The 12,671-nt window shown below is 57.9% G+C and carries 11 protein-coding genes and 1 pseudogene; all 12 read right to left on the reverse strand.

Annotation, left to right across the window (positions count from 1 at the left end):
- Positions 1–1,574 (reverse strand): annotated as a pseudogene (locus I6F17_RS25030) (hypothetical protein); the annotation flags it as partial.
- A 1,740-nt stretch (positions 1,575–3,314) separates the two neighbouring features.
- The gene (locus I6F17_RS25035; RefSeq protein ID WP_225124603.1) at positions 3,315–4,595 is read right to left on the reverse strand and encodes a type II toxin-antitoxin system HipA family toxin; all 1,281 of its coding nucleotides are present in this window, start codon (positions 4,593–4,595) and stop codon (positions 3,315–3,317) included.
- Positions 4,595–4,879, reverse strand: a complete 285-nt coding sequence (locus I6F17_RS25040; RefSeq protein ID WP_036016208.1) for a helix-turn-helix domain-containing protein — start codon at positions 4,877–4,879, stop codon at positions 4,595–4,597. Before I6F17_RS25040 ends, I6F17_RS25035 begins: the two co-directional genes overlap by 1 nt.
- A 375-nt stretch (positions 4,880–5,254) precedes the next feature.
- The gene (locus tag I6F17_RS25045) at positions 5,255–5,401 is read right to left on the reverse strand and encodes a hypothetical protein (RefSeq protein ID WP_225124604.1); all 147 of its coding nucleotides are present in this window, start codon (positions 5,399–5,401) and stop codon (positions 5,255–5,257) included.
- A gap of 144 nt (positions 5,402–5,545) precedes the next feature.
- On the reverse strand, positions 5,546–5,872 hold the full coding sequence (locus I6F17_RS25050; protein ID WP_225124605.1) for a hypothetical protein: 327 nt from the start codon (positions 5,870–5,872) through the stop codon (positions 5,546–5,548).
- 43 nt (positions 5,873–5,915) lie between these two features.
- Entirely contained in the window at positions 5,916–6,641 is a 726-nt protein-coding gene (locus I6F17_RS25055; RefSeq protein ID WP_225124606.1) for a hypothetical protein, read from the reverse strand.
- A gap of 58 nt (positions 6,642–6,699) precedes the next feature.
- Entirely contained in the window at positions 6,700–7,170 is a 471-nt protein-coding gene (locus I6F17_RS25060; RefSeq protein ID WP_225124607.1) for a hypothetical protein, read from the reverse strand.
- Between the two features lie 111 nt (positions 7,171–7,281).
- Positions 7,282–7,779 (reverse strand): hypothetical protein, encoded by a 498-nt coding sequence (locus tag I6F17_RS25065; RefSeq protein ID WP_225124608.1) that lies wholly within the window; start codon positions 7,777–7,779, stop codon positions 7,282–7,284.
- Positions 7,758–8,120 carry a Rap1a/Tai family immunity protein gene (locus I6F17_RS25070; protein WP_036016184.1) on the reverse strand — a complete coding sequence of 121 codons (363 nt, stop codon included), beginning with the start codon at positions 8,118–8,120 and terminating at the stop codon, positions 7,758–7,760. The genes I6F17_RS25065 and I6F17_RS25070 overlap by 22 nt, the downstream gene beginning before the upstream one ends.
- Before the next feature lie 3 nt (positions 8,121–8,123).
- Positions 8,124–8,384 carry a hypothetical protein gene (locus I6F17_RS25075; protein ID WP_225124609.1) on the reverse strand — a complete coding sequence of 87 codons (261 nt, stop codon included), beginning with the start codon at positions 8,382–8,384 and terminating at the stop codon, positions 8,124–8,126.
- A 568-nt stretch (positions 8,385–8,952) separates the two neighbouring features.
- Positions 8,953–10,683, reverse strand: a complete 1,731-nt coding sequence (locus tag I6F17_RS25080; RefSeq protein WP_225124610.1) for a phospholipase D-like domain-containing protein — start codon at positions 10,681–10,683, stop codon at positions 8,953–8,955.
- A gap of 21 nt (positions 10,684–10,704) precedes the next feature.
- On the reverse strand, positions 10,705–12,354 hold the full coding sequence (locus I6F17_RS25085) for an HAD family acid phosphatase (protein WP_225124611.1): 1,650 nt from the start codon (positions 12,352–12,354) through the stop codon (positions 10,705–10,707).
- Positions 12,355–12,671 lie beyond the last annotated feature (317 nt).

Below are 12,671 nucleotides of genomic sequence, written 5' to 3' on the forward strand. Positions count from 1 at the left end.
CTCACCGGCGCCGACTGAGCATCGTCCCGCATCTGCTGCGGCGTGTACGGCAGATCAACGAAAGAGTTGAGACCGCGGTAGATGTCTGACGACTGAGCTGGCGCGTCCGGCGGTCCGGTGAAGAGCGACGGTTTGGCGGCAGCCCCACTCACCGGCGCCGACTGAGCATCGTCCCGCATCTGCTGCGGCGTGTACGGCAGATCAACGAAAGAGTTGAGACCGCGGTAGATGTCTGACGACTCAGCTGGCGCGTCCGGCGGTCCGGTGAAGAGCGGCGGTTTGGCGGCAGCCCCACTCACCGGCGCCGACTGAGCATCGTCCCGCACCTCCTGCGGTGTGTACGGCAGATCAACGAAGGAGTCGAGGCCTCGGTAGATCGCGGATGACCCATCTGTTACCGCTTCCGGCGTCGGCCACTCAAAATCGTACGGCAGGTGCGGCGACCACGTTGAGTTCGACTCGCCACGCCGCGGCTCCCCACCCGCCTGTTCAGGGCAGACGCCCAGCGCAGCGTTCGCCTCGACGAGCAATAGGTAGTTCCTAAGCCGATCGAAGCCCATGTCCGCATTTCGACTGGATTTTTTAAAGTCGGTGTGATCGTCGTTCAACGACTTTTGCTGCTCACTGGTGCCGGTGAGTCGGCTCACTATGCTCCCCCGCCCCTCCCTTTGGAGCCAAGCACCCAATCTTCGTTGGTTGCGGGCCAGATTTTGAACAACTTTTTTCCGGCTCTTCTCCTCGGGTTTGAGCATGCTCAGCTCTGCCTTTTCCAGGCCATCAATGATGCGGGCGTCATCGGGATAAAGATGCAATATGGGCGACGGGACAGCATGACCGCGGGGCTTCCGAGATGCACGCGGGCCGGAAACGTTCTCGGCATCGCGAACCTTGCCTAATGCGAACAATAGAAGCTCGTCGTTCGGGAACAACTTCTGAGCGAATTCAATGCGCGCAGCGTGGTCTAAGCCGGATATCGAGTAGCCCGCAAGATTAAGCGCGTTAGAAAATCTGCGAAGACTACGATCATGACGAGCAGCACTGCCCGACGTCATGCCACTGGCATTAAGCCGCTCTGAGAGGGGCGCGTCTTCCGCTGAAGGGATCGTGCGCGGCCGCCCGCCAGAAGTTACATAGCTCGGATCATGATACGCACGAAGGACACCCAACCCTTTCTTCATGTCTTCGTCGTTCGGGAAGTAAGTCTTGACGTAACGGACCAGGGACTCGTGGTCCCCCAGATCAATCGTTTTGCGATGAGCGCCAAGATCATTTCCAAGTCGGCGAAGCGCCTGAGTATAGCGCTTAACCGTCGTCCGTTGTGGGTTTTTCTGAGCCGCATACTGGGCAATCGCCTTGTCGATAATGTCCCGATGGTCTGCAGAGAGATGGGGATGGTGGTTGCGGCTGCTGCGGGCGCCACTGGAGACAGGACCCGGATCGGGCGGGCGCGCCTCGGCCAAGTGCTGCTCAAAGCCCTCTTGCCCGGCATGGCCCCCCTGGTCCTCTTCCAAGACGGCGTGCTGCACGTGGGACCAAGCTGTTGGATTGGATGGATCGAAATTGTACGGGTCCACGCTAGCCTCACGTCCAAGAAATCAATTGAGCTGACCTTATTATGGATAGGCTTTCCAGAAGCTGACGAGGCCGTCGCTCGTGAAGCAATGCATCGCCACATCTGCAAAACGAAACTGCCCCGCGGCTCTCAATCGTCGCGGGGCTTCATGGGTTTAAGGACCCGCCGTCCTCGCCGCCGATGAACCCTTCCGGCGGCATGTGAGCCGACGACTCGTCATTGCTCTGGTTGCAAAACGGCATACCGCGCCGCAGGTGCACGCATGGGTGCCAAGCCGCAGTTGATCCAGATCGGTCTCGCAACTCCACGACGAGCCTTCCGCGATTCGTTCCTCGTTCATTCGCTCTCTCATCTGCTATCCAAGGAGACGGTAATCCTCGTGTCGCCGAGGGGCGCATTGCCTCGTAAAAATGTTACCGGACAACTTCCCAGTCGTGCCTGGGGCGGAGCTGCCGAATCAGTTCGGTGGCGGCTACGGCAGGGACGATCAGCATGCGCGAAAAGCGCGAGATCACATCAGCCCTGGCCGTGCGTCATCGGGCGGGCGGTCGGCGTGAGAAGGGACGACTCCTGGACGAGCTTTGCGCCGTCACGGGATGACATCGTAAGCACGCGATCCGCCCACTGTCAGTGGACGGGGCATCGGGATCCGCCGTGCCGCGGCGCCCGAGCCGGACCTATGGGGTTTCCATTCGCGCTGCACTGATTGTGGTATGGGACGCCTCTGACCGGCTCTGCAGTAAGCGGCTCGTCGCGAGCCGTTCTTGCTCCCGGCACTTGAACGGCACGGCAGATTGAAGCTTTTTGCCCATGAGCGGTCGGCCGGTTTTGAAGGTAAGCGCGGTGACGAGCGATCGCCTGCTGAGCGACGTAAAGATCGCAGCAGCCGGAGGACGCCGAGGGCGGGATCAACAAATGATTCAGCGTAGATGTCTTAGCGACTCTGGCAGAGTGCGCTGGCGCAAGTCAGCATCGTCGCGCAACTCCGACCGCGTTAGCGCATTCAGGTCAACCAAAGACTCAAGAGCAGCGTAGGTGTCTGAGCGAGCTCTGGCAGGATGCGCCGGCCAAAATGAGCATCGTCGCGCATTTCAGACGGCGCGGGCGTATTCAGATCAACAAAAGGCTCAAGCGCCGCAGGTGCGTGACAGGAGCCCGGCAGTTGATGGCGATGCTGGTTCTTGCATCTGCTGGCCAAGTAGCCCAAGCTCCCGCGCTCGGGGTAGCCAGGCGTCGGGGGAAGCTCCCGCGCCGAGCCGGACTGCCGAGCGGACTGCACGGCCGGCGAACCCGGCTGCTCACGAGCTTGCAGCCAAGCTCTCGGTTGGCGGCGATGAGCTTTGAGTAGCTTGCAAAGATGCGGCAAATCGGGACCGTATACTCTGCCTCCAGTGCGTGGGAACGAAGCCCCCTTATACAGCTCGAAGATTTCTTCGAGCTTCGGACGAGTGATGGGCAGGTCGGTTAGAGCGCACCAAGGCGACCTTGCCGGCGGGCAACAAAGCAGGACAGCGATTTCGTGTGTCCGCGTAAGCTCGCTCTCTTCAGAAGTGTCGGCGCTGGTAGCTGGACCTGCGACCCCGCGTCAGATGGGAAAACTCTGCTGAAACATACCACACGCGTCCCCCCTAGCGAATTACCCAAGCGCACCAGCCCCCGTCGGCAATACTCAACGCGAGATCATGATTCTAGACCGGCAGCTTTGCGTTCGGCTCCCTCCAATTGATGGATGATCCGTATCCTAGATCCCCTTCAGAACGTGTTCGCAATCCTTGGCTCGCGTACTCAAAGCCGTTGCCAATCGCTCGATGACAGCGTTCTCCAATCCCTCCTTTTGCGCTCGCGTGCGAATGTCCGCCACCAGGTCAGGGATCTGCCCGGCCATGGAGTTCAGCGTAGCGATGAGTACGTCCGCATCAACACGCGTCTCGCGTGCAAATTTTTGCCACTGACGCAAGCCAATTTGATCGAGCTTGTATTCACCCCCGACTTTCATGGCGAGTTTGATCTTGCGCTGATCGACGTCGTCGTAAGGAAGAATGCTGGCGATGTCGTAAAGGGGAGCGAGACGCACGAGAGCGCCGCTGGCCAGAAGCAATGAATAGTTCTTGGCGTGAGCATCAGAGCCCCCAATGAGCCAGTTGAAGATCAAAGCGCTGACGAACGTCTCAAGGTCAGCCTCGCGGTCCGTCGAGTAGGTCCGCAAGAGCTCGACCACATCGGCAGGCGTTGGTCCGCCCTCGTTCTGGTATTTCTTGGTCGGCGGGATGCCCTTGGCCTGACAGATATCTTCCTGATGAACGCGGATAATGGCGTTCCCGCTGACCTGCCGATCGTAGCGTTCAACCACGATCGCTATTTCCTGTTCGAAGCGCATCACCTTGGTTTCAGCGGCTGGCAGCCCGAGTTCGCGTGCGAGCTGCAGGCAGATATGCTCATTCTCGGCGTGACCATCGAAATGGCCCGTCGGTGGTTTCAAAATGTGGGTGGTTGGTATGCGCCCGGACGGAATGCCCCATTTGTTGTCTTTGAAGACAAGCGCAGTTTTCGGCTGGGCGCCTGCAAGACTGAATTGACCCGTGTCGCTGGGCAGACGCCAGGCAGCGTGATCCTCGCGCAATACTCGAAGCCGATTTGCTATTTCCGACTTATCCAGCCATTCGATCTTGTCATCTTTGCCTGTTTTCAGAGCCCCCAATCGATCAGGCGTGACGAACTGGATGGCCCCGGCGCAATCCTCACCGACGTTAGAGATGAGGGCAAACACGTTGCGCGCCGATACCTGAAATTTCTTGGCCCAGCGCTCGAGCACCTGCTCGTTGTCAGGCAGCAGCCCCCACAAGAAGGACTGAATAGTGGCTGGACCGTGCTCCTCGGCGGCAAGCGGCATCGAAAGCGACAGGGGATAGGCCCCCTCCGCGTTGCGCCATGCATTGTCATAGACGAAGGTTAGCCGGCCGCGCGCCTCACTGCGGACGCGACCGACTTCGGTGCCATCCAAGAGTGCAATGAGCTCGGCCATTATGTCTTGCCTTTCTTGGCTTTGGTGACGATGGCGTTGATATCAACTGCGGAGGTAGACCCGCGGCTGGTGGGCCCTCCACTGTTGGCGTCCACCGGGATGCCGAGAACGTCGAGAGCACGGAGGACAAGAGCCAGCTCTGCGCGGGGATGACCATGCTCGACCTCAATCACCCATTGACGGCTGACGCCGATCCGCTTGGCCAGTGTCGCCTGGTCTAGCTTGAGGCGTTTGCGTCTGTCGCGAAGGACGGCGCCGAGGTCGGCAGGTGTACGGATAAGCATGGCAATCCCCAATGTCAGCGCTCGCTTACAATAGCATATGTCGTCGTTCGCTGACAATCGCAAATGTCGCCCTCAGCCGACATCCCCGAATGTCATCGATCGTTGACATTGTTGGTCTGGAAGTATTAACATTTTCAAAGACATAAAGCAGACAACCTGGCATGCCCCAGCAATCCCCGCTCCGGTGCGCAAGTTCCTCGCCTGTTCGGTGTCTCGTTGACACCGAGTGGCGGCTCCTCGCGGGCCATGAGCCGCGCGCGCTCATGTGCGTGCGGATCAATCGGCATGAGCATTTCCTTCTCGCCGCTCGATACCTTGCGGGGTGTGTCGCGGCTCCGAATATTGACCCCTTTCGGCTTCCAACATTGACCCGGCTCAACGCCCCAATTCGAAATGGATCCAGGCGCTTACTGCATGCCAGACGGGGTCAATATTGGGCGCCGGTTGGGGGTCAAAAGCCGCGCCGATCGACAGATTCAGCGCCGCAAAAGCTTCGATGGACGCCACGTTGTCGGCGGCCATGCTGTATTGACAACCATCACTGCGAGCGGCGTGGTGCAACGCGTGGTCCACGTATGGCCTGAAGATCAACCCGGCAAGAGGATTGAGCCGGCACCGCTTGATTGGTCCGTGTGGCGGGCGAGGCGGGTCGCGGCTTGAGGAGGCTTAGCCGTTGAAACCGTTCGTGGTTTGGATGCCTTGCCGATAAACAAGAATCTTGATCAAGTGATTCAAGCGATTTACACGCGCGATGTCTGGATCTTTCGGATCGGCATTCGTGATGTGAGGCTCCAGAAGGAACGCGAGTTCGCGCCCGCTGAGTAACGACTGCACCCGCTGGTCCCACTTCCAGAAATCCTCTGGTGGTTGGCGAATGCCTTTTTCGCTGATCTCACGCTGTTCCTTCAATAGTGCTAGCAACTCGGCATAGTGTTCTGCCATGCGTGGGTCCGATGGGGTATTTTCGAGCATTCCGTTGTATAATTCGCTCATAGGCTCCTCCATTTTCTTCTTCAATGCGGATCGATCGCACGTCTCATACGCGTGGTGAAGGGCTCATACGGTGATGAAGCTCTGACACCGGCTCAAAGAGAGTGCTCAGTTCTCTAAGAGAATGATCAGCGACGGCCAAAAGCGTCAAGCCCGCGATAATGGCCGGCACATCGCGCATAGCTTTCCGGTTGTCATATGTCACGGTACCGTTGCTGTAATCGGTCGTCGTAAACATCTGATGATGACCGAGGGAATTTGGATGGCATCGCTCGGATAGCCTATTGTAGTGGTTCAAAGCGCCTGGCAAAAGCTTGTCCAGCTTTTCGATGTGTGTGAGCACATTCACAGTTTTGAACTCAGGGGACTGCTTCAGCCATTCCTCGTCGCGGCTTGAAAAGATCCTGTTCATCGTCAGTTCGTCCAGACCTTTGAGATCGCTGGCGTCGAGCAACGTTGAAACGCGCATTTGAAAGTCGACGAGCAAAGCCACGGTCTCGACGAGCGCTCGTGTGCAGAGAAAGGCCGGCAGCGGCACCGCCTCATTCCAGGAAAGCGCCGTCCCCTCGGCAAGTGCAACGATCCTATAGAGCACAGCTTCGGCAAATGTCTCGATTTTCCACGCGATCTTCGACCGAGCCAAGTGGCCAGCCACTTCAATCTTCGATCGGCGTTGTGCCGCAAGCCCTACGATTTCATGGTTGATCGACGCCAGCGCCTCAGCGTCCGCCAGCGCAACATCCGGGGAAATATTAAAAAGGTGAACTGACAAGGTTGCTCACACGTTGATTGGATGTGTTTGCTCGACGACTGTCTAGTCGGTAAGCACGCTACGACAGGGGGATAATCTGACTCCCACCGACCATTCCATATGAGTATTTTACAAGTTTGTTGCTGCGTTGGCTTTCCGGCAGCTCCACCACTTGGACAGGTATCTTGGCCGACGCATCAATATTTCTAGAGCACATGAATGCAATTAGGGTTTCGAACGTATCGGCAATATGCTCGGTGACCTGAGTTGTATATGCGGAAATCGGGATTCTTGGTTGGGTAAACTTAGGATGGTACACGGCTATTGTCGGAGGAACGACCGCGTTATCTGATGTTAGAGAGAAATCACAAACCTCTATTCGCTCGTTCGGTTTTCTGTGCTCGACACAATTGCGAGTGGTCCTGATTGATTTACAGAAGGTTGCCACGTCTGACATCAGCCCGATGTAGTGGACGTCGCCCTTGTGTTTTCGGGAGACTTCTTCCGCGAGGCCTTCAAACCATCCCTTAAACTTGCTTCCATAGAACATGGTTGCAATCGCAAATAGCGCTTGGAGCGCGTGATCGGCGCGCTGAATGAACTCTTTACATCGCGACTCTAGGTGAGGCGCCGAGGGGAGCGCCAGAGAACGGTCCTTGATTTATAGCTGCGCAAGTTGCCTCTCTTCCTCTTCGTCCTGCCTGCTGAACGCCGATGCGGTGTCGGACATCGCAGCCAAATTCTTCAGGCATTCAAAGCTTAATTCGATTGCCTGGGCAGACTCGAAGTCGGAACCTAAGAAGCCCTTCTTAAATAGCTGCTTGGCAGTCAGCAGCGTTTTTGCCACGAAGGGCGAATCTGAGCCATAGTCCAACACCTTCTGTTGTGAGTTCGGCACGTTGATATTAGTACGACCAGGATCAATTTCGTCAGCCAACATGATCCGGTAAATTGAGTCCGTCTTCACGGTATGAAGACGCTCGCCAATTTTAACCATTTCCGTGATGCGCCCTCCGGACGGTCCTATCTCCATGGACATCGCGGAGTCGCGCAGACTATCAATCGGGCGCTTCATTGCTGGGATTTTAGTAACCGCGTAGCGGTCCAAGAATAACGGTGCGGCATGCTTCACCTCGTTCACTGCTGTTTGCAGGGCCATGCTTGGCTGAGCGCGGTCATCGCCAGGATACGGAACGGTTGATGCAGGTCTTGTGGATGGGATTGCAAGTAATTGACCACAACCCTCACAGCCTGGGCGCTTGTTACGCCCTTCGGGTGGCAGACCTTGAAGCCGTCCGGCAGCGATTCTCGCAGGAACAGAAGAGTATCGACCGTACCTCCGCAATCACCATCCCACACCTCATATCGGTAGTTGTCGGTGACGTAATGTTGGCAATGGGGGAGCATGAAATTTCCGCTCTGGAAGTCCGGAGCAGCTCTACAAGGCTGGCTCAGCGCCACCGCGACGGCCAAGAGCGCGATTTGGAGGGAGAGCCTCATAGGTCAGGCGCCCTTCCTGGGAATCTCGTTCAGATTGCGCCATACCGGGCGACCTGTTGCCCTAGTGAAGCGCGCAGCAATCTCGTCGAAATTATCATCGTTGTCAGTCAAGATGAGGACGCCTTCAATACCGTCCTCAATCATGCTCGTCACTGCCGTGGGCACGTGACCCAACGGACCAATGGTCACCTCGTGCCCGCGCTCCATCAACGTTGCTGTGTACCAACCAGCAACGTCGGCGGCGGATAAGATTGCGATCTTCATTTTGGGATGCCTAGAGCGGATGAAGGACGCGTCGAAAGCTCCGCGCGGTGGGTTGCAGACGTTCATCGATCATACTTTTTGCCGCCCGTGCTGATTCCATAGAGAGTTGCAGAATAGGGAAGCCGAGCGAGAATGGTCGCATTCTTCGCTATAGCGCCTGCCGTGACGCCTCGGCAGAGGAGTGTGACGCCTCCACTATTCCGCTCGCAGAATGCATCCGGGCTATCGATAAAGGCGAGCCCCCTTTGGCCCGTCCAAGGTTTGCGAAGTAAAATGACGGTTCGGCCTTCGGGAAGCGCTCCGATCGGCTGGACGACAAATATTGATATAAACTGCGCTCCGATGATCATCGCAACGATTACAAACAGGGCAGCTAGCCAACCTTTCATCTGCCGCGCGTCTCCCCCAACTCAAGCTGGGACTCAATCGCAACCAAGGCGAGAGCGCAAGCCGTAATGCACGGGGCCCGTCTAATCTTTAGTTGTGGATAATACCCCACCCATCTCCTTACCGCAGCGACTCAGGGGCGGCGAGACAGCAAGGGAGGTTCGCGCAATGCCGTTTTCGCCTACGGCTCGCGCGTCATTGCGCGGCGGCTACGGTATTTCGCGGTCCCCGGAATGTAATCGTCCTTTGCCCATTGAGCATCCGGTTGAAGCTTGTACGTGCTGATGCGGCCTTCCGCGTGCATCCGCTCCCAGATAGCTCGCGCCCTGTAATGCTCGTACAGCCGTAAGAATTCGGCCATATACGTTCTCGCTATCGATTGGCTGCCTCGAATCTCAAGAATGTTCTCGTCGTTGTTGTAGAGAGAGGAACCCGACATATTCGCCGAGCCGCTGAAGACGACCGGCGCAGACGTCTCTCCGTCGATGACGATGAATTTGTGATGGATCAGAACGGGCGGGTAGCCCGGGTATCTTTCGCCGGGGAACAACTCCTTCTCGACCCAGAAGCCTTCCGGAGGTTCGCCGTACCACGACTTGTCGAAGACGTCCTTCTGGTCACGGGAGCGATGATAGAGTTCGACATTGGCTCGCACGTCCGCCCGGCTGTCGTCCGCGTCGTCTTTGGGTTCGGAAATATTGTTGACCAGCCCAAACATCATCTTGCCGTTGTCGCCCGCGGCGAAGCAGGCGTCCCGCAAGAGGTCATCCGTCGGCGTGAAGAGGCAGAACAGCACGGACGAACGCGACGAGTGGATGGCTCGCACGATCGCGTCCATCGAAACGCGCGCGGGGTCCTTCTCTGGCGAGAAGAAAGCTCGAATACCCGCCGATCCCACAGTCTCCATGGGAGTCCAGTCGGCACCGGCGCCGATACTGCTCATGGTTGGATTATCCTTCAAGCGGTCCACTCGTTCTTGATAATGAGTGGAGAGCGCTCGGGACGCGAAGGTATGGACCACGTTAGCCTGGCTCGTAAGTCCGCCGGTCGTGAAGTTGGCCGATCCGCACAGCAGGGTGGCCGGACCGTCGGCATCGTGCGCGATGAGGATCTTGTTGTGCATGATCTTGCCGCGCGTCCGGTCGTACAACTTGACCTTCTTATTGGGTTTCAACCAATCCTTTATGGGCTGATTGGGGAAAACCTTCTCGCCGGTCTCTTCGTCTTTCACCGACTTCCAATCGATGACCAGCGTGGTCTTCTGCACGCGGCCATCCACCGCTGGCGTCACCCAGATGTCGTCGCTGAAATGGTACACGGCACCTTCGATCGCATTGGCTTCAGACAGGAAGGCGCCGACGGCCTCGCCAAGACCGTTGGAGAGCCAGGTGCGAAGCGCCACAATGTCCTCGTCGGTCAGTTTCCCGCCGCTCGCCTTGCGCAGTTGATCGACTCTCTTGGCGAAGGCCTGCGAACTGACGACCGCCCTGTTGAAGTAGGTGCCAATTCCATCGACGACGTGCAACGGCAACTGCACATCGATGCTCGCGCTGTCCGCGTCGACCAGACCGAACTGATTCGGCTTGCCAACCACCGGGGCGATCACATAGGTAAACTTGGATCCGGGTTGATCCTCATCGATTCTGGCGTCCCACCACATGAACTTCTGGATGGGCGCCCGATCGGTCGGCAGGTCGTGTCCCTCAGGCGCCGGACCTTCGAAACCAAGGCGATTAGGAAGCCAATTCCATTTCTTGCCGTCGATCGTGACGGGCGCGTCGCCGGACCGAAATGGCGGCGTGCGCCGGATGGCGAAGCCCAGAAAATCCTTCCGGTCGGCCCCATCCGGCCAATCCATCGCAAGCAACACGAGGGTAGGCGACAGATAGCTGCGCACGATCACCTTGGTCATACGATTGAACTCCCCGCGCGATTATGGAGCGTTGCCTTGCCACGAACCGTAGAGTGGGTTGGGAATTAGGAAGTAGTCCTGGCCGAAGACGAAGTCGGGCGTCCCATTCGCGCGCGCACCGACCTGCGTCATTTTCGGGAGATCGAGCACGTTGTCTCCGATCCAGAGGACGAATCGATGAGGTCTGCTCCAGGAAGCACGCGCCGAACCGTCCGCATCCTTGGACCAACACCCCACGGCATGACCTTCGCCAATCAACCGGCGCCTGCGATCCTTGTCGTTCCTGTAGCCGAATCGTTGCCATTCGTCGGGATTACCGGCCTGCGTGTCGATCGCGCGTCGACCGAGGATGCACACCCGTCTACGATCGTCTCTCATGCCAAGTCGTACGAGATTGCCCCGGGCGGCCTCCTCGAGGTCGGCGTCGCGATTGGTGATCACTGCGATCTTTCCGCCGCTTGATAATACGTGGTTGATAAATTCGATCGCTCCCGGCACTTCTCTAGCCGCCCCGCGCGCTTCCCACGAAGCCCAACGCTCCGGCACATAACCGAGTCCGAGATACTCATTCTCGAACTGTCCCAGCGAGTTGTCGAAAATCGTCTCGTCAGCGTCGAGCGAGACCACCCAGTCGGATGCATCGTCCCCCCTCGCTCGAATGGCGTCAACGCGCCGCTTGGCTTGGTCGTAGATGAACCGCGCAATGAGAGGAAACTCGGCCGATCGCCGATACCACTTGAGACCGGTGCTCATCTGGCCTTTTTGAGGGGCCAGATCGCCGACGTCTTGCACGTTGAGTTCGACGGCGATCGGACAGTGGTCGGATGCCGGCGGAGAGCCGGCCTCATAGACGAGCTCTTGAAAGCTGTCAGGTTTTAGAAGCGGCAGGCTGCCGGGATTCAGAATGATGTAGTCAATGAACTGATTGAATGACGGTTGGCAACGGGCCGCCGTGTCGCGCTTTACGGTGAGCGAGAGGTCCATGAACGGATCGCCCGGCGCATCTATCCCGCTCCAGAACTGCTCCTCGGCCTGCAGTCGCCGATTGAAATCACCGAGCAGCGCGAATGGCATCGCGTCCTTTGCGCGCGCCTGAATCCATTTCTTTAGGATCTTCTGCTGCTCGAATAGCGCTTGGCAATCGTCGCCGGCTCCAGGCGCACCGGCAGGGCAGCCGGACTTCAGATGTACCGACAGGAGGCGCAGCGGGGCGCCGGCCTCCAGAGTGATATCGACCCCGTACCGATGTCGGTTGGCGTCGCCCACGTCGAGAGCCGTCAAGTCGGGGTTGCGCGAATACTTGACATGCTTCTTAATGACGAAACCTGCACGTTGCGTGATGATCGTCTTGTCGGCCGTTCCGGCGCAGGGGCGCGGCGCCTCCTGATCTGGATTTCGCGCAACCTCGAAAGACCAGATTTCGGGATCGAACACTCGCGCCAGAGCCTGTTCGTTTTCTACTTCCTGTATGGCGATAACATCCGCGGCCAAGCGATCGGCATGCCGTCTGAGCGCCAGATAGTCGGCCGCTTGACGTGGGCGACAACCCTCACCATCGCTGTCGGCAAGGTGCTCCATGTTCCACGACGCAAGCTTCAACGCATTGGCCTCGCTTGTGACCGCGCTGCCAAGAGCAAGCGCAATCAAGATCAGCCTGGTGATCCTTGTCATGATGCCCCCCCAAGTTCGAATCCTAGAAGACCGATGCGTACGGCGTACCGTAAGGAGCCGGCATGATGGCGCGATGAATGGGCCGATGGTGGAATCAGGGCTTTCGTGCCCGAAGAACGATCGACTACCTCAGTCAGTCTCAAATGAGTGATCAAAAGACCTAAATATCCCATCGGGAAACTCCCATGGGTAAGTAGGGTTGGATTTAAATGACTCGCAATCAATAGTAGAAGAGACGTCCCGAAGCAAGCGGCGCCGTGTCGCACGTTTTCGGCGAAGTGCGCGTCCTTCAGTATGGAGGCCTATTCCGCCGATGT

The sequence above is a fragment of the Bradyrhizobium sp. NBAIM18 genome (assembly GCF_020193825.1).
Classification (GTDB): domain Bacteria; phylum Pseudomonadota; class Alphaproteobacteria; order Rhizobiales; family Xanthobacteraceae; genus Bradyrhizobium; species Bradyrhizobium yuanmingense.